Annotated in this window: 11 protein-coding genes; 2 read left to right on the plus strand and 9 right to left on the minus strand. The window is 39.8% G+C overall.

What is annotated here, in order from left to right:
• Positions 1 to 46 precede the first annotated feature (46 nt).
• From H6G57_RS25700 to H6G57_RS25710, 3 genes are all read right to left on the minus strand, one after another.
• The gene (locus tag H6G57_RS25700) at positions 47 to 6,841 is read right to left on the minus strand and encodes a HAMP domain-containing protein (RefSeq protein ID WP_190523879.1); all 6,795 of its coding nucleotides are present in this window, start codon (positions 6,839 to 6,841) and stop codon (positions 47 to 49) included.
• Positions 6,842 to 7,331: 490 nt separating this feature from the next.
• Positions 7,332 to 7,718, minus strand: a complete 387-nt coding sequence (locus H6G57_RS25705) for a hypothetical protein (protein ID WP_190523881.1) — start codon at positions 7,716 to 7,718, stop codon at positions 7,332 to 7,334.
• 102 nt (positions 7,719 to 7,820) lie between these two features.
• Complete coding sequence (locus H6G57_RS25710) at positions 7,821 to 9,227, minus strand: FAD/NAD(P)-binding protein (RefSeq protein ID WP_190523884.1); 1,407 nt, start codon at positions 9,225 to 9,227, stop codon at positions 7,821 to 7,823.
• A 384-nt stretch (positions 9,228 to 9,611) separates the two neighbouring features.
• Here H6G57_RS25710 and H6G57_RS25715 point away from each other — a divergent pair, with 384 nt between their 5' ends.
• The gene (locus H6G57_RS25715; protein ID WP_190523887.1) at positions 9,612 to 12,041 is read left to right on the plus strand and encodes a CHAT domain-containing protein; all 2,430 of its coding nucleotides are present in this window, start codon (positions 9,612 to 9,614) and stop codon (positions 12,039 to 12,041) included.
• A 55-nt stretch (positions 12,042 to 12,096) separates the two neighbouring features.
• On the opposite strand, the gene H6G57_RS25720 is transcribed toward H6G57_RS25715, so the two are convergent.
• From H6G57_RS25720 to H6G57_RS25745, 6 genes are all read right to left on the minus strand, one after another.
• Entirely contained in the window at positions 12,097 to 13,593 is a 1,497-nt protein-coding gene (locus H6G57_RS25720; RefSeq protein ID WP_190523890.1) for a hypothetical protein, read from the minus strand.
• Between the two features lie 39 nt (positions 13,594 to 13,632).
• Positions 13,633 to 13,947, minus strand: coding sequence for a type II toxin-antitoxin system Phd/YefM family antitoxin (locus tag H6G57_RS25725; RefSeq protein ID WP_190523893.1), 315 nt, complete (start codon positions 13,945 to 13,947; stop codon positions 13,633 to 13,635).
• A gap of 21 nt (positions 13,948 to 13,968) precedes the next feature.
• Positions 13,969 to 14,256, minus strand: coding sequence for a Txe/YoeB family addiction module toxin (locus H6G57_RS25730; RefSeq protein WP_190523895.1), 288 nt, complete (start codon positions 14,254 to 14,256; stop codon positions 13,969 to 13,971).
• Positions 14,257 to 14,519: 263 nt separating this feature from the next.
• Complete coding sequence (locus H6G57_RS25735) at positions 14,520 to 14,753, minus strand: hypothetical protein (RefSeq protein WP_190523898.1); 234 nt, start codon at positions 14,751 to 14,753, stop codon at positions 14,520 to 14,522.
• Between the two features lie 97 nt (positions 14,754 to 14,850).
• Entirely contained in the window at positions 14,851 to 15,885 is a 1,035-nt protein-coding gene (locus H6G57_RS25740; RefSeq protein WP_190523901.1) for a Fic family protein, read from the minus strand.
• Positions 15,886 to 15,979: 94 nt separating this feature from the next.
• Complete coding sequence (locus H6G57_RS25745) at positions 15,980 to 16,588, minus strand: hypothetical protein (protein ID WP_190523904.1); 609 nt, start codon at positions 16,586 to 16,588, stop codon at positions 15,980 to 15,982.
• 295 nt (positions 16,589 to 16,883) lie between these two features.
• On the opposite strand from H6G57_RS25745, the gene H6G57_RS25750 reads away from it, so the two are divergent.
• The gene (locus H6G57_RS25750) at positions 16,884 to 18,257 is read left to right on the plus strand and encodes a GH1 family beta-glucosidase (RefSeq protein ID WP_190523907.1); all 1,374 of its coding nucleotides are present in this window, start codon (positions 16,884 to 16,886) and stop codon (positions 18,255 to 18,257) included.
• Positions 18,258 to 18,306: the final 49 nt, after the last annotated feature.

An 18,306-nucleotide genomic window follows, 5' to 3' on the forward strand; every position in this document is an offset into this window, starting at 1 on the left:
ATCAACACCTCTAATATCTAATACTTGCGGTGTATTGTGACTCCATCTAACGGTAGAGCCAGACCCGGAGGAGGGAGAGAAGTTGTTCTGTATCGACGGGTTTGGTAATATAATCCCAAGCTCCGGCATCCAGGCATTTTTCCCGATCGCCTTGCATGGCTTTAGCGGTTAAGGCAATAATCGGTAAGCTCTCAAATTTAGGGACAGCCCGAATCGCCCGCATCGTTTCATAACCATCCATTTCGGGCATCATCACATCCATTAACACAATATCAATTCCGGTTGTGGCTTGTAATTTGGCGATCGCTTCTTTGCCATTTTCCGCATAAACCACATCCATAAGATGTCGTTCTAACATACTGGTGATCGCATAAATATTTCGGACATCATCATCAACAACTAACACTTTCTTCCGGGCTAGAACCGGATCAGTTTGGCGCAAAACCTCTAACATTTGTCGTTTCGAGTCCGGTAATTCCGCCGGAACCCGATGCAGAACTAAAGCCGTTAAATCCAGTAAACTTTCAGGAGATTTAGCCAATTTAAGAATAATATTATTAGCCAAATTCTTCAGGTTTGTTTCTTGCTTTTTGGTTAAGGGTTCAGGATGGTAAAAGACAATCGGAAGGGTACTTAAATTTTCTTCAGATTCTAACTGTTCTAACCATTCTATTCCATTCATATCCCCCAATTGCCAACCCACAACCACCCCATCAAAAGGTTCGGCTTTTAGAGTTGTTAAAGCGGCTTCTCCGGTTTCAACAACAGAAATCGAAATATCACCATTTCCAAGCAGATCAATCATACTCTGACGCTGTTCAGGATTGCCTTCTAGCATCAACAATTTTTTCACAGATGTTCCAATAAATGCCTTGAGTTTGGCAATATTTTCAACTAAGATATCCCGGTTAATGGGTTTTTTCAAATAAGTCAGAGCCCCAAGTTGTAAACTCCGATGTTGAGCATCTTCTTCTGAAATCACATAAACCGGAATGTGACGGGTTGTAACTTCATGTTTTAACCGATCTAAGACTGTCCAGCCTTCAACGCCGGGGAACTGCAAACTCAGAAGAATAGCCGAGGGTTTGAATTCCCGCGCCATAGTTAAACCCCCATGACTCGAACAAGCCACAACTCCTTTAAAACCCTGTTGTCGGGCGACTTCTAAGAGTAAGCGTGCCTCAGTGACATCTGGATCGATAATCAGTAAAACCCGCTGACCCGGTTGCAGAAGTTCTCGATCATCTCGAATTTTCACGCCCGCCGAAAGTTGAGCCTCGGTTTGGGGTCGAGCCGATGCTTGAGCCGCTTTCTGAGCCAGGGTGGGCGGTTCTTCTGGGAGGGAAACCGTAGGAGTTGCGTGATTTTGGGGGTTTTGGGTTTCTGGTTGTGCCGTTTTCAGGTGTTCTGAAGGCAGACTGATGGAGCGCAGGGAACCGAAGGCTGCGGGTGTGGAGCGTAACCGTTCTCGAAAATGGGAGGAAGATATGGGCCCAGTGGGGCGAGTTTCTGAGGTTTCTCCGACCTCTTGAATTTGATAGTGATAAGGTAAATAAAGGGTGAAATTGCTACCGACGCCTAAAGTGCTGGTGAGGATAATTTCTCCGCCTAGAATTTGAGCGATTTCTCGACTAATCGATAATCCTAAACCCGTACCGCCATATTTGCGGCTGGTGGTACCATCGGCTTGTTGGAAGGCTTCAAAAATAATTCGTTGCTTTTCAGGAGGAACTCCTATTCCAGTATCAATAACCGAAAAAGCCACCACCATATCCGCTTGATTTAAAGTATTTTGTTCGTGACTCCAACCAAAGGTAACGAGTTCAACTCGCAGGGTAACTTGTCCTTTTTCGGTAAATTTAAAGGCATTGGAAAGCAGGTTTTTGAGGATTTGTTGCAGACGTTTGGGGTCTGTGTAAATGCCTTTAGGCAGTTTAGCATCAAAGTCAACCAGGAAATTTAATCCTTTATCAACGGCAATTTGTCGGAAGGTTCGATCAATATAACTTTGGAGTTCGGAGAATAGAATTTGATCAATTTCTACTGAAATTGTACCGGATTCAATTTTAGCTAAATCTAAAATATCGTTAATTAATCCCAGTAAATCGGTTCCGGCGGCGTGAATAGTTTGGGCATATTCCACTTGTTTTAAACTGAGGTTACTATCAGAATTTTCCGATAATAATCGCGCCAATATTAATAAACTATTCAGGGGAGTTCGCAACTCATGGGACATATTTGCCAGAAATTCGGATTTATATTTAGAGGTTAAAGCTAATTGTTCGGCTTTTTCTTCCAGAGAACGCCGAGCTTGTTCAATTTCTCCGTTTTTCCGTTCAACTTCTGTATTTTGTTCCGCTAGTAATCTTGCTTTTTCTTCTAATTCTTCATTCTTCTGTTGTAGTTCTTCCTGTTGACTTTTTAGCAATTCTTCAGAGGCTTTTAAGGAACGGGCTTGCTGTTCTAATCGTTCATTGGTTTCGCGGAGTTCTTTTTGTTGACTTTGCAATTCTTCAGCCAAAGCGGTTGATTGTTTTAAGAGTTCTTCCGTTCGCATACTCGCCGCAATGGTATTTAAAACAATCGCAATACTTTCTGTTAATTGATCGAAGAACATTAAGTGAATTTCACTGAAACGGCGGAAAGAAGCCAACTCAATAACAGCCGTAACTTGTCCTTCAAATAAAACGGGTAAAACCACTGCATTTAAAGGATTTGCTTCTCCTAAACCCGAAGTAATTTTAATATAATTTTCAGGAACTTCAGTAATTAAAATTCGCTCTTTTTCTAAGGCACATTGTCCAACTAATCCTTCACCTAAATGAAAGCGATTTGCTAAATGTTTCCGTTCCCGATAGGCGTAGGTACTGAGGAGTTTTAAATAGGATTGATTATCTCCAGAATCCATTAAATAAAATACCCCATGTTGAGCCGAAACTAAGGGAGCTAATTCTGATAAAATCAGTTTAGAAACTGTTTCTAAATCCCGTTGACCTTGTAACATTCGAGTGAATTTAGCCAGGTTTGTTTTTAACCAATCTTGTTCGGTATTCTTTTGGGTTGTTTCTCGTAAATTGGCAATCATTTGGTTAATATTATCTTTGAGAATTGCCACTTCTCCTTGAGCTTCAACGGAAATAGATCGAGTTAGATCTCCTTTTGTAACGGCGGTTGCGACTTCTGCGATCGCCCTTACCTGAGTTGTTAAATTCGCCGCCAGTTCATTTACATTATCCGTTAAGTCTCTCCAGGTTCCCGACGCCCCCGGTACTTTCGCCTGTCCGCCCAGTTTCCCTTCTATTCCCACTTCCCGCGCCACCGTTGTTACCTGGTCAGCAAAGGTCGCCAGGGTATCAATCATTTCGTTAATCGTATCGGCCAGGGTTTCAATTTCCCCCTTGGCTTCTAACATTAATTTACGCTTCAAGTCCCCATTCGCAACAGCCGTCACCACCCGCGCAATACCCCGCACCTGCGCTGTTAGGTTTCCAGCCATTGAGTTCACATTATCGGTGAGGTCTTTCCAGGTTCCCGCTACCCCTCGAACTTCCGCTTGACCTCCGAGTTTTCCTTCGGTTCCCACTTCTCGCGCTACCCGTGTTACTTCTGAAGCAAAGGAGGATAATTGATCAACCATTGTATTAATTGTATTTTTCAGATCGAGAATTTCACCCTTAACATCAACGGTAATTTTTTTAGATAAATCTCCATTAGCAATAGCAGTAGCAACTTCCGCAATATTTCGCACTTGGGCGGTTAAGTTTCCCGCCATTAAATTAACATTATCCGTCAAATCTTTCCAAGTTCCAGCCACCCCTTTTACATAGGCTTGAACGCCTAATTTTCCTTCCGTTCCCACCTCTCTCGCCACCCGTGTTACCTCTGAAGCAAAGGAATTTAACTGGTCTACCATTGTATTAATCGTATTCTTCAGTTCTAAAATTTCCCCTTTGACATCTACTGTAATTTTTTTCGATAAATCTCCATTAGCCACAGCCGTCGTTACTTCTGCAATATTCCGCACTTGGGCTGTTAAGGAACCTGCCATAAAGTTAACACTATCGGTGAGATCTTTCCAAGTACCTGCAACCCCTCGAACTTCCGCTTGTACCCCTAATTTTCCTTCTGAACCGACCTCTCGCGCCACCCGTGTTACTTCTGACGCAAAAGAGTTAAGTTGATCGACCATTGTATTAACAGTATTCTTCAGTTCTAAAATTTCCCCCTTAACATCTACTGTAATTTTTTTCGATAAATCTCCATTAGCTACAGCCGTCGTTACCGCCGCAATATTCCTTACTTGGGCTGTTAATGAACCCGCCATAAAATTAACACTATCCGTCAGATCTTTCCACGTTCCAGCAACCCCTCGAACATCCGCTTGTACCCCTAACTTTCCTTCTGAACCCACCTCTCGCGCCACCCGTGTTACTTCTGACGCAAAGGATGATAATTGATCTACCATAATATTAATCGTATTCTTCAGTTCTAAAATTTCACCCTTAACTTGAACAGTAATTTTCTTAGATAAATCTCCATTAGCAATAGCGGTGGCAACTTCGGCAATATTTCTCACCTGGGCGGTTAAGTTACTCGCCATTGAGTTAACATTATCGGTGAGATCTTTCCAGGTTCCAGCTACTCCTCGAACTTCCGCTTGTACCCCTAATTTTCCTTCGGTTCCTACTTCACGCGCTACCCGTGTTACTTCTGAAGCAAAGGAGGAAAGTTGATCCACCATTGTATTAATAGTATTCTTCAGTTCTAAGATTTCTCCCTTGACATCTACTGTAATTTTTTTAGACAGATCTCCATTAGCAACAGCCGTCGTTACTTCTGCAATATTCCTGACTTGAGCGGTTAAATTTCCAGCCATTGAGTTAACACTATCGGTCAAATCTTTCCAAGTACCAGCAACCCCCCGAACTTCCGCCTGTACGCCTAACTTTCCTTCGGTTCCCACTTCCCTTGCAACTCTTGTTACCTCTGAAGCAAAGGAATTCAATTGGTCTACCATTGTATTAATAGTATTCTTTAATTCTAAGATTTCTCCTTTAACATCAACGGTAATTTTCTTAGACAGATCTCCATTAGCAACGGCGGTGGTTACTTCCGCAATATTTCGCACTTGTCCCGTTAAGGAACTCGCCATAAAATTAACACTATCGGTTAAATCTTTCCACGTTCCTGCTACTCCTCGAACTTCCGCTTGACCTCCTAATTTTTCTTCTGAACCAACCTCTCGCGCCACCCGTGTTACTTCGGAAGCGAAGGAGTTAAGTTGATCCACCATAATATTAACGGTGTTTTTCAGTTCTAAAATTTCACCCTTAACATCTACTGTAATTTTTTTCGATAAATCTCCATTAGCAATAGCAGTCGCAACTTCCGCAATATTTCTCACCTGTCCCGTTAAGTTTCCAGCCATTGAGTTAACACTATCCGTCAAATCTTTCCAAGTTCCTGCCACCCCTCGAACTTCTGCTTGTACCCCTAATTTTCCTTCCGTTCCCACTTCCCTCGCCACCCGTGTTACTTCAGAAGCAAAGGAATTTAACTGGTCTACCATTGTGTTAATAGTATTCTTTAATTCTAAAATTTCACCCTTAACATCAACAGTAATTTTCTTAGACAAATCTCCATTAGCAACAGCCGTCGTTACTTCTGCAATATTTCGTACTTGGGCTGTTAAGGAACCCGCCATAAAATTAACACTATCAGTCAGATCTTTCCAAGTACCAGCCACCCCTCGAACTTCCGCTTGTCCTCCCAATTTTCCATCTGCACCGACTTCTCGCGCTACCCGTGTTACTTCTGAAGCAAAGGAGTTTAACTGGTCTACCATTGTGTTAATAGTATTTTTCAGTTCTAAAATTTCACCCTTAACATCTACTGTGATTTTTTTCGATAAATCTCCATTCGCTACCGCCGTCGTTACTTCTGCAATACCCCGCACCTGGGCTGTTAAATTTCCCGCCATTGAGTTAACATTATCGGTGAGATCTTTCCAGGTTCCAGCAACCCCCTTTACTTCTGCTTGAACGCCTAATTTTCCTTCGGTTCCCACTTCTCTCGCCACCCGTGTTACTTCAGAAGCAAAGGAATTTAATTGATCGACCATTGTATTAACGGTATTTTTCAGTTCTAAAATTTCACCCTTAACATCAACAGTAATTTTTTTCGATAAATCTCCATTAGCAATAGCGGTGGCAACTTCAGCAATATTTCTAACTTGTCCGGTCAAGTTTCCCGCCATTAAATTAACATTATCCGTGAGATCTTTCCAGGTTCCTGCTACTCCTTGAACTTCCGCCTGTACCCCTAATTTTCCTTCCGTCCCCACTTCCCGTGCTACCCGTGTGACTTCTGAGGCGAAAGAGGAAAGCTGATCCACCATTGTATTAACAATTTTGGCGGTTTGTAGAAATTCCCCCTTGAGGGGCCTATCCTCTATATCTAAAGCCATTTTCTGGGAGAGATCACCATTGGCCACAGCACGAATAACACGGGCCGTTTCTGAGGTGGGTTGGACGAGATCGGTGATCAGGGTATTTACGGAGTTAACACTCGCTTCCCAGGCACCTCCGGCTGAACCCAGGGAAGCCCGTTGATTAATTTGGCCTTCTTTACCGACAACTTTGCTGATGCGTTCGAGTTCGGCGGCCATTCTTTGGTTAAGTTCAATAATATCATTGAGGGTATCGGCAACTTTCCCCGCTATTCCCGTTTGATCTAAAGGCATTCGCACGGAAAAGTCACCTTTTTTAACTGCAACTAAGGTTTTCAGAAGTTGTTTTTCGTCGAGTTGATCGCTGACTTTGGCTAATTGTGCGGTAGACATAAGCTGAGATTTAGGGGGTATTATTTTTAATAAAAGTAAATCGATGACTTAGACTAATTGCTGAAATGAGATGGCAACTATTATCAGGTATAAACCTATGCTAAGTATCTCTATCTAAAGATAGAAGACTGATAACCTGAAGTTTTGCTAACATTTTTTAGAATAAATATTTATAAAAAAAATAAATATCCTCCTTAGCCAACTCATCAGCTTAAGGAACCTTAAAATAGTGCTCATAACCTACGCCATACTCTTCTGCTGATCGTGTTGAAAGAAATAGGGGAAGAAATTGTATAAAAGAATCATCAAAATTATTAACAAAAAAATACTTATAGCAAGTCTAAATCAGTTGTAGAAATGATTTAAAATCCAGTTCATCGTAGGGGCGAGGCGAGCCTCGCCCCTACACCGGGATTTTTATCCCTGTTTTTTAAAGTTGGGGGATCTAAAACTTGAGAAAAGAAAAGTTAATAGTCAACTATCAACGGTTTTAAAAGCTGCTATTAGCAGGAGATAGATTATTTTGATAGCCATCCTGAATACCGACTCGATAACCGGAGGTATAGCCTGTTCTATATTCCGAACTTGTTCCCGGAACACTGGTATTTACTACATTGGGGTTAGGAGTTGGATTAGAAGAATTTGTGTTAGGATTATTGGGGTTATAATTTTGAATTTGTTGTACTCCTTGTTGATAGCCATCATTAAATCCTTGGACACATTCTGTAGCGTTATTATCTCCTGTATATCCTGTACAAACGCTTGTCCTAATGGGTACAGGAACAGCCCCAACGGTCAAAGGATAAGCTAGGAGTAAAGTTGATACTCCTAATAACATTTTAATTCCGTTTTTTGATAAATCTTGAATCCGTTTCATTTGTGTCCCTTAGCCTCCATTAATCTTCATAATCATTCCCTTACCTTAAGGGAAAAGACTGAGATTAGGATTCTCTCAAAAGGTTGAAGTTTACCTCAAGATTTAGTCTGTCTTAATGAAGAACTGAGCAGAGGAGGAAAAATACTGGTTTAGTAATTCAGTTGCTAAATGTTCAGCTTGTTCCCGAATTTCTCGAACTGCGGTTGTTTCCCAGCGACATCCTTTACAGGGAGAACCTAAAGTATATAATTGTTGAGAAATATTCCCCTGTTGATCTATTAACGCCCCATTTTCAGCAACCTCTAAACCTAAGTTTAATTGATCGGAACGAATTAAACCCATTTTTAATAAGTTAACAAGCAGGGGATGTTTAAGTGTCTGATAGTTAACGCCAGAACCCGTACAATTTACGACTAAACTGACTCGTAAATTTAATAATTTCTGATTGTGTTTTTCACGAATGATGACTTCTACACTATCAGGATTTTCAAAATAATCTAAAATGCGACCCGCATGAAAAATTACCTGTTTCTGATTGAATAAGTCTTGAATCTGTTGATAAATAATGGGTGCAACTCGATGGCGACAAACATCCCAATAAGGTTGAACATGGCGCAAAAATCGGGATTTTTCTTGAGGGGAAAGGTGATGCCAAATCGATTGGGTTTCTGGTCGTAATGAATCAATTACGGCTCTCCAATCATACCCTTTTTGGGCAGCCTTTTCAATTTCTAATCGAACTTTATGGTATAATTGACGGACAGTTATTGGTGCAGATTTTGCAGTTAAGAAAGGGGGAAAGGGTTCTACTGTTGCGTGAGCTTGGGGAAATAAACCCCGTCGAGAAACAACATAAATTTTTCCCTGATAATCTTGTTCTTTTAAGGAGACAATCATATCAATGGCTGTTAATCCTGATCCGATTAATAAAATGGGTTCTGTCAGCGATCGCAAGGGTAATTTTGATTCAGACCAAGCCCAAGGAATATAACGAGAACTGTGATAAAATGAAGGGTTAGAAATAGAAGGATTAGCGGGGGGAAAATTCCCAATGGCTAAAACAGATTGATTAACAGTAAGTTGCTTTCCACTGTTTAAGGTAATCCTTAAATAATCAGGGGTTTGCTCAAGGGCGATCGCTTCATCCTGAACTCGATATAAACGCACTCCAACAGCAGCTTTTTGTTCAGCATTCTGTAAAATAGAGCGCAAATATTCACCATAAAACCTTCGAGGAACAAAAGTTTCAGATGTAATTAACTGTTCAGGATAACGAGTATTGAGCCAGTGGATAAAATGATTCGGTTGATCGGAAAATGCACTCATTTTTCCCGTAGGAACGTTGAGTAAATGCTGATCTGAAACGGTACTATAGGCAATTCCTTCACCGAATTGGGGTCTGTGTTCAATTAAATAAATGGCTAAAGGATAAGTTGCTTTTTGGAGAAGATGAATTGCCACCATCACTCCACTAAAACCACCACCTACAATCGCAACGCTTTGAGTCATAAATCAAAATAAAGTTGATCGTGAATTGTCAGCCATCCAGCATAGAGCTTGATAGAAATCAACTGCTATCCCGGAGAGTGGTAGCAGTTGATTGGCTGAGTCTAAATTTAAATGTATTTTAATTGTATCGTAATACATTTAAAAATTAAAGACAATCCATCAGGCATGACAGGATAGGATGGATCACCATCGGGAAGCGGGTTAATCACATCCTGAATTCTTGATATTTCCGTCGTAAGTCCCTAAAAAGGGGAGATTCTAAAGACGTGAACTTTCGCCTCCAGACGGGCAAATTTTCCTAACATTCGTTACCCTGGACTTAGGCGCAAAATATTTCCAGTTTTAGTCCTAGATTACCTTCCAAATCCCAACTCCAGAATCATAATGACTCAGGAATTTCACATTTCCGTCACCCCGGTTGGGGATAATGAATATTTAGTGCGAACGGAAAAAGTCGCATCCGGTGTTCCTTTAGCCGAAGAACAAGTTAAATGGCCTGTGGATGAATGGTTAGCCCACACTCGCCAATTGATGAATGATCCCCTTTTAGGGTTATTAGAAGGCCAAACAGTGGTTCCGTTTCGGGCTGTGGGGAAAAAAACAGAAACTCAATTAACCAGTGACCCCCCTTTATTAAGTTTAGTTGAATTGGGTCAACAGCTTTATCATGGGTTATTTCAAGGAACGTTACGGGATAGTTGGACTTGTGCCCAAGCGATCGCCCAAAATCGTCGGGAATTATTACAATTACGATTAGGCTTAAAAGGTAGACGGTTATCGAGTTTACCTTGGGAAGTGTTACACGCCGCAGATCGTCCCCTAGCAACAGGAACGGATGTGGTGTTTTCCCGTTACCAACCGGGGATGAATTCTATGCTCCACACCCAGGTTAGAAAACCCAATCAACCCTTAAAAATTTTAATCGCCATTGCGGCGCCCACTGACCAGAACACGCTACACCTAAAGCGGGAAGTGCTGCATTTACAAGAAGAACTCCGACGGGAAAATGGACGCAGTAGAAATACCTTAGAACCGACAACTCCTGATATTCAACTGACTATTTTAGAACAACCTGATCGCGAACAACTCACCCAAGCTTTAGAACAAGGTCAATATCAAGTTTTTCATTACGCCGGACATAGCAATTTAGGTGCTTCTGGGGGAGAATTATATTTAGTCAGTCGTCGGACGGGGTTAACAGAAACCCTGAGTGGGGATGATTTAGCAGGATTATTAGTCAATAATGGGGTGCAGATGGTGGTGTTAAATTCCTGTCGGGGCGCCTATGGAAATACACCCAATGTTAGTGATGATACCGCCCAATTAAATCTGGCTGAATATGCTGTTAAACGGGGAATTCCAGGGGTGTTAGCGATGGCGGAACGCATTCCCGATGATGTGGCGCTGACCTTAACGCGGTTATTATATCGAAATCTGAATCAGGGTTATCCGATTGATTTAAGTTTAAGTCGAGCTAGACAAGGATTAATTTCCTCTTACGGTTCCCATCAATTGTATTGGGCTTTACCGATTTTATATTTACATCGAGAATTTGATGGATATTTAACCGCAAGTCAACCCCATGATTCTATTGTGGAAGTCCCGGAATTTTTACCCTTGCCTTCTCCCCCCCCCGAACCGGGCTTAAAGTTAAAATCACCTTCTAAAACCCTATCATTATCTGAATGGGATAGTATGAACGAGGATGATGTTGAAGAGCTATTAGATGATCTGGTTTATGATGATAATTTAGGCGATCTCATTGAAGATCGATTAGATGATTTTGTCCCTGAAGATGAGGGAAGAAATGAATTAGGAAATACAGATTTTATTGGGGATTTTTTGCGTCAGTCAACGGTGACAGACTCTACACCCAAACCGACAACGGTTGAAAAATCCGACTTGTTAAAGTTAACATCAGTCTCGCCAAAATTAACTTCTTCTTCATCGGGTATCACCTCTGTTGATGGGTTAAAGGGAAAACGATTATTATGGGGACTTCCGTTGATCTTCCTGGCTCTCGGTTTTGGAATTTGGTTCGGTCAAAATCAAGTTTTACAATCCCAACGATTAGACCGAGAAGGAACGTCTTCTGAAACCACCTTAGTTCGAGCGAATTCTAATCAACCTCAAGCTACAGATTTAAAAACAGCTAATACAGATTATGTTTTAGGTATTGCCGTTGAACAATTTTATCAAAGAAATCTATTAGCGGCTGAAGAAGCTACCACAGAATTATTAGATCGAGGCGCATTAGAAAAAGCAAAAGCAGCATTAGCGGCGGTACAGGTTCAGGATCTCAATCATCCGATTGTTAATTTTCTCAATGGTCGGTTAGCTTGGCAATCCATTCAACAGGGAAGTGCAGATTATAAAATTGATGATGTGCGTCGATATTGGGAAAAAGCGGCTCAACAAAATCCTCAATCCGTTGAATATAAAAATGCCTTGGGTTTTGCTTATTATACCGAAGGAAAGTTAGAAAATGCTTATCAAGCTTGGACTCAAGTTTTAGAGATTTCTGAACCTGCTTTAGTGGGGAAAGCTAAACCGGGAACGGCTAATAATACCCTAACTCAAGTAGAACAACACGATAAGTTAACCGCTTATGCGGGTTTAGGATTGGTTTGGCGTAAATTTTCTCAAACTTTACCTCAAAAACAACAAAAATTTATGTTAAGTAAAGCCGCTAAATTTAGTGATAAAGTTATGAGTGAATCTCCCACAGAATTTAAAACTAATCAATTATCTCAAAATTGGATGTGGTCTAAAGAGTTAATTCGAGATTGGCAATTATTACAAGAAAACAAATAGGATAATAAATTTATGCAATAACTACTTTGAACTAAGCCTAAAGCCATTTTTAAAATCAATGCTCATTATCAAAAGGAAATTTTTGATAAGAAAGACAATACTTTTCAAAATCTACTAAACTGGTAATATCACTTTTTGTAGACTCAATATAATTACCTTGGTATTGAAGAATTGAAAGCACTAATCTTACTACAAGATTTCCCAGTTTACGAAGATCTGATAAAATATTATCCCCACCAAATCCTCTATGCACGATATCGTCTCTTATTTTTATAAATTCCAATTCTGGAAACAAGTCTTTGTACGGGGTTTTATAAAACTCTAGCATTTGTTTAAGACTTGTTCTTAAGCTACCTAACTTATTAAAATCAGAGAATGATTTTTCTAACTTGGCTTGAAAGCTCTTGTATTTTTGTAGATCATTTTCATGATTATTGATTTCACATTCATATTTTTGCAATATTTTTAAAACATCATTTCTGATTTTTCTATAAATAGCTGTTGGGATTAATTTACTACTTGTTTCTGAAGAATGGTGGGCAGTAAGTGTTTCTAGGACTGTACAGAATAGTATAAATTCAACTGAAACTGTATTACTAGAAAATGCGTCTGTATACCAACCTAATGCTGATCCTAATCCTTTATCGCTAAAGTTCTCCCATGTTACTTTTGAGGCGCACTGTTGAATAAATAAAGTTAGGTGTGCTTGTTGCACTACAGCAATTCCACGGCCTTCCTTGAACAACTGATTACCAGACCAGTATTCAACCTTTTTCTGACTATCATTGCTTTGACTTGTCTCAATTTTATAAATCTCTTTGAGACATTTTCCAGTTGCAAATGAGATTAACAGTTCAAGCCATGCAGAATAAATTTTGTAATGATTTACTTCAGTATCATTTTTATCGATAGATCTAAGCACCATTTCAGCACTTAAAGCATCATAATTTTTCTGGTCTCCAGACGTAAGTGAAACAAGACTCAATTCATATTTAGAATCTAGGATTTGAGTTGGCAAATTCTGAGTTAACTTTAAGTTGGCAAGACCATAAACAATTTCTAATTTCTTACTTTCTGTATATTCAGGATTATAGTCAATAGATAAATTATTTAGCTTAATAAGATGCTTTTTGGAAATATACTCAACTTCTGGGTAAACTTTTTCTCCAAAGGATAAAGTATAAGTATAATTATAATCTGCTATTTCTGCTATTACAACCCATCCTTCAAGAGTTTTTCCTTCAATAATGTAATTGCCTTTATAAGGTTTCTGAACTAGCTCTTGTTCGAGTTCTTTCAATTGAAGAAGAAAAGATGGATCTCTCCTTTCATCTTCTGTAAATTTCGGAGGATTGGTAAATTTATATATAGGTGTAGATTCATAAAATTTCTTATGATTTAATTTTTCATGTACCCTTGAATCAATTTCGAGAAAAATATTTCCATTTCTGTGACACTGAATACCAGCAGAAAAGTTTTCAATAGGTTGATTGTCATCCTCATGCAACTTTTTCAAATTTCCAACGAAGCTAAACTGTTTATGAATTTCCATTAGTAGATCCAGATGATAAGGTCGTGTCAGGTATTTGATTTAACTAGAGGATGTAATCTCGTTGCCAGTATCATTCTCTTCAAGTCCAAATCTCTGATACAGTTCATTGATTGCCTGTGGTTGAACTGTTCCTGTCTTTGAACGTTCTAATGCTGAAGTTAAGCGCGCAGCATTCGCAGGCGATCGCAACAAATACAACGTTTCCAGCAAACTTGATAATTCAGCTTCAGAAACAAGTGCAACATTTTTACCATCAGGACGAGTAATGATCACTGCTTCCCCTGTTTCAACAACACGATCACACAATTGATTCAGATTTACCTGAGCATCGACATAAGGAATTTGAGTTGACATTTTCTAAACCTCTCAATCGTTTTACTCGTAGTGATATCGTGCTTGCAAAAAATCAATTTGGTGATTGCTGACCCGATAAACAATTCGGTGTTCTTTGTTTAGACGACGTGACCAACATCCAGCCAAATCATGCTTTAAAGGTTCTGGTTTACCAGATCCTTCAAAGGGATCTCGCAGAATTTCTTTGACCATCTTGATAATGCGAAGTGCCATTTTTCGATCAATTTCGACCCAATATTCCAGATCCTCAATAAACTCAGATTGGAACAATGCCTCACGATTTTGCTTCTGCCCACCCTCAGCACCCATACCTTTAAGATGTTTTGAATTCCATTATAGAACCCATTTGGGAGCTATTTAACCAGTAAGTTAAGTGGAAAATACTCAACAACCCGCTCTGGCTGTGGCTCTGACCGATGCACTCGGAGCCGCAGGATTATTCAGCCAGAAATACTAATTGCTTCTAATTTAGGGCTGGTTGCAACTGTTAATAAAAACACTGTTGTCAAAGCTCCAGACTGGTTTTATGTGCCTCAAGCCCATCCTCTGCCGGAAGGAGTTATCCTCACAACTTAATAAACATTACCACACCGAGATTGAAGTTGCACTTCAGGTAATCCAAAGTTTTGCTGACGACAAAGCAGAACTTGAGCAGCCCGTTGGCGGGCATAAATTCCATGAGAAAACCAACCCAGTGGTGCACCTGCAAAGATGCCGATGATGAGTCCAGTCAACAAACTTGAAACTAGATTTTTTCGGCTGATATGGTTTTCATGATGTTCAGTTTTAACGGATGTGTCTTGCATAGGATTTACTCAGAATGACTACCTTAATCAAGTGCAGACAATGAATAAAATTTGCATCTCTCGCTGTACTGAATTTAGGGGTTAAGCCAGACTGATCCTATAACTTAGAAAATCTAAAATAATTATCAATATAATCCGTAATTTCCTGATAAAAACCCTGCCCTTTTTCCCGACTACTCGTTGCAGTAACCAATAACCTTAACGTTTCCATCAGTGAAGTCAGAGCAGCATCACAAACCAAGTCAAAAAGCTGCCCTAAATTATCTTGGTTTTGTTGTCCATAAGCCAACGCATTAATATAATCATTGCGAATTTGGTTATGAATGACTACAATCGGATAACCCGCACGAATTAATAGTAAATTCATTAATAATCTAGCCGTTCGACCATTGCCATCGCGAAAAGGATGAATCGAAACAAAGCGAGAATGGGCGATTGTTGCATACTCGACCGGATGGAGTTTTAAAGCTGTTTCTGAGTTGAGCCAGATTACAAAATCTCTCATTAATTGAGAGAGTAAATAATGGGGAGGATAACGATAATTTGTTCCGGCTGCCATTACATCTAAAGTCCGATAACTCCCCGCTTCATTGGGGTTGATTTTTCGGAGAATTAGATTGTGGATTTGTTTAATTTCCCATTCATTAATTGACCTATCTTTTTGGGCTAAACCTTCAATATAATCAATCGCCTCCTTATGTCCAATTACTTCTAAATGTTCGTCGAGGGTTTTGCCCCCAACGGTAATCCCTTTTGTTAAAACTAACTCGGTTTCACTTTGAGTTAACGTATTCCCTTCAATAGCATTAGAATTATAAGTAAATCGGACATCATAAAGTTTTTTAAGTTCAGCGACAATCAGGGGTTCAAACGGTCTAAAGCCATCTAACCAAGTTTTTAGTTTGTCGATTTGCTCTAATTTAAGTTGATAATTCATCGTTAAATAGCGATTGATTAAAGCGGTTAACGAAAATTCTTTTTGCTGACTTAAAACGATGATTTGTTGAATAAATTTATCATAGCGTTGAGAAGAAGATCCCAACAAATTATCATCCCTGGCACTAACCAAAGACTGATTAATTTTAGTTTGATTTTTACCCTGGTGCTTAAGATCAGTTTCTCTTGTCTCCATATTTTTGAACAGCCTCTACGGATAACAAAAGTTAAAACAAGTTTCAGCATTTACTATCTCTGGTTTCCAGGTTGAACCTAGAAACCAGAGATGATTACAAATCAATAAAGGGTTCAGTGTCGTCAATCGTGGGTTCGGGAGGCGTTTCAACGGTTGGAGTCGAAACGTTATTATCCGTTGGATTTTCAACAGGTTGGGTGGAAATATTATTATCTATTGGTTCTTCAATCGGTTGGGTAGAAACGTTATTATCTATGGGTTCTTCAACAGGTTTAATTAAGGCACTATTCGCCCGTACAAAACAGTTTGCAGGTGTACCATCGGGTTTTTTCTTAACAAAAAGCCAAGGTAGAAATTGATCATCAAAGGTAATTACAAAACCGCCATAGCTGGGTTGTGCCCGGAACACTTCATCCGGTTTTAAAGTGGTGACAGCAGGCCAACTACTAATAGCAGGAAATCCGGGGTTATCAGGGTTCCAAATCTCTTCAATCGGGGCATTTCCCATACGACAATTTAATCCATTTGGATCAGAATCAACAACTTGCCAATACAAATGATCGGATTTAGTCATATAATTTCCTCGATCATTCGGTTCAGGTAGAGACTTCGCCGCCCAAACAGGTGTGATTCCCAATAGGAAAACCAACCCTAAACCTAAAATCACTATCCTATAAATTGCTTTGAATCGGTTTAGCATCATAGTCCTCATTGAATTAGGATTGTTCAACAGTAAGGAATATACCGTTTTATTTAGCTTGGAAGCAACCCCGGTCTAGGGTCACAAAAAATTGGGTAGCACCATAGGTCTATCCGTTCCTATTATTCTAACACTTCTATAGAATTTCCTTAAATAATATCCTCGTAGGAAATACTCAATAATAATACTGATTTATCTCCTCTAGCAATCACAATCCTTAGCTCTGTTGCTGTTAAACTATTTCTAATTAAAGAATTCTCTGTTGAATAAATTTATTATATTGAGGAGCTTCTTGTCAATGGTGAGTGATCAATTTCCACCGGATTTTATGTGGGGAGTCGCCACAGCATCTTATCAAATTGAAGGTGCTGTGGCGGAGGGAGGACGAAAACCCAGTGTTTGGGATACCTTTAGTCAAACACCTGGACGGGTATTAAATGGAGAAACGGGTAATCCCGCTTGTGATCATTATCATCGTTATGAAACAGATATTCAACTGATGGTTGAATTAGGAATTAAACATTATCGATTTAGTATTGCTTGGCCGCGAATTATTCCCGATGGACGAGGAACTGTAAACGAAGCTGGACTGGATTTTTATCAACGTTTAGTCGATAGCTTATTAAAGAATGGAATTACCCCCCACGCTACTTTATTTCATTGGGATAGCCCCCAAGCTTTAGAGGATTTATATGGGTCTTGGCGCAGTCGAGAAATGGCTCAGGATTTTGCCGATTATGTGGCGGTTGTTGTTAATAAATTAGGCGATCGCATTACCTCTTGGATGACTATCAATGAAATTCCTTGTTTTACCCATTTAGGCTATCAAGTCAATGCTCTTCCTCCCCATGCACCGGGAACCGTTGTTTCCCGCGCTAAAGACGTTTGGCAAACCTCCCATCATGCCTTATTAGCACATGGGTTAGGAGTGCAAGCCATTCGAGCAAATTCGACGTTTCCTTGTACTATTTCTTTAGTCGATAATTGTGCGGTAACAGTTCCCATAACCGAAAGTCCAGAAGATATTTTAGCGGCTCAAAAAGCCTTTGCCCTTTGTGGTCAAAATGGGGGAATTACATTTCCGGCTTTAACCGGTTCCTATAGTCCCGTTTTATTGGAATTATTAGGAAATGAAGCCCCAGATATTTTACCCGGAGATTTAGAAATTATTCATCAACCCTTAGACCAATTAGGATTAAATATTTACTCAGCAACTTATGTCCGTGCATCTGATAATTCTCAGGGGTTTGAATTTTTAGGACTCCCCAAAGGATATCCTCGCATGAATATGCCTTGGTTGAATATTGTTCCTGAGTGTATTTATTGGGGAATTCGTCATATTAGTGAAACCTTAGATCGATCAGATTTACCTATTTTAATCACGGAAAGTGGCTGTGCAGCCGAAGATGAATTAACTTCCCAAGGAGAGGTGATTGATACGGATCGGATTATGTATTTACGTCAGCATTTTAAATCAGCTTATCGTGCCCTTGTTGAAGGATATCCCTTAAAAGGATATTTTGTTTGGAGTTTAATGGATAACTTTGAATGGGCCTGGGGTTATCAACGTCGTTTTGGCTTAATTTATATGGATTATATTACACAAAAACGTATCCCTAAAGCTAGTTTTCAATGGTATGCTGAATGTATTCGGCAAAATCGGGTGGTTTAGCCTCATCTTTAAGCCTAGGGGAAGTTAGAAACAACTTAGACTCAAAGTG

It is taken from the genome of Planktothrix sp. FACHB-1365 (assembly GCF_014697575.1).
Classification (GTDB): Bacteria; Cyanobacteriota; Cyanobacteriia; order Cyanobacteriales; family Microcoleaceae; genus Planktothrix.

What these genes read in the sequence shown, in the direction of transcription:
- H6G57_RS25745 (WP_190523904.1), bottom strand. Translation starts at nt 16,588, where the DNA reads ATGATGCTAAACCGATTCAAAGCAATTTATAGGATAGTGATTTTAGGT.
- H6G57_RS25705 (WP_190523881.1), bottom strand. Translation starts at nt 7,718, where the DNA reads ATGAAACGGATTCAAGATTTATCAAAAAACGGAATTAAAATGTTATTA.
- H6G57_RS25715 (WP_190523887.1), top strand. Translation starts at nt 9,612, where the DNA reads ATGACTCAGGAATTTCACATTTCCGTCACCCCGGTTGGGGATAATGAA.
- H6G57_RS25700 (WP_190523879.1), bottom strand. Translation starts at nt 6,841, where the DNA reads ATGTCTACCGCACAATTAGCCAAAGTCAGCGATCAACTCGACGAAAAA.
- H6G57_RS25725 (WP_190523893.1), bottom strand. Translation starts at nt 13,947, where the DNA reads ATGTCAACTCAAATTCCTTATGTCGATGCTCAGGTAAATCTGAATCAA.
- H6G57_RS25740 (WP_190523901.1), bottom strand. Translation starts at nt 15,885, where the DNA reads ATGGAGACAAGAGAAACTGATCTTAAGCACCAGGGTAAAAATCAAACT.
- H6G57_RS25735 (WP_190523898.1), bottom strand. Translation starts at nt 14,753, where the DNA reads ATGCAAGACACATCCGTTAAAACTGAACATCATGAAAACCATATCAGC.
- H6G57_RS25730 (WP_190523895.1), bottom strand. Translation starts at nt 14,256, where the DNA reads ATGGGTGCTGAGGGTGGGCAGAAGCAAAATCGTGAGGCATTGTTCCAA.
- H6G57_RS25720 (WP_190523890.1), bottom strand. Translation starts at nt 13,593, where the DNA reads ATGGAAATTCATAAACAGTTTAGCTTCGTTGGAAATTTGAAAAAGTTG.
- H6G57_RS25750 (WP_190523907.1), top strand. Translation starts at nt 16,884, where the DNA reads ATGGTGAGTGATCAATTTCCACCGGATTTTATGTGGGGAGTCGCCACA.
- H6G57_RS25710 (WP_190523884.1), bottom strand. Translation starts at nt 9,227, where the DNA reads ATGACTCAAAGCGTTGCGATTGTAGGTGGTGGTTTTAGTGGAGTGATG.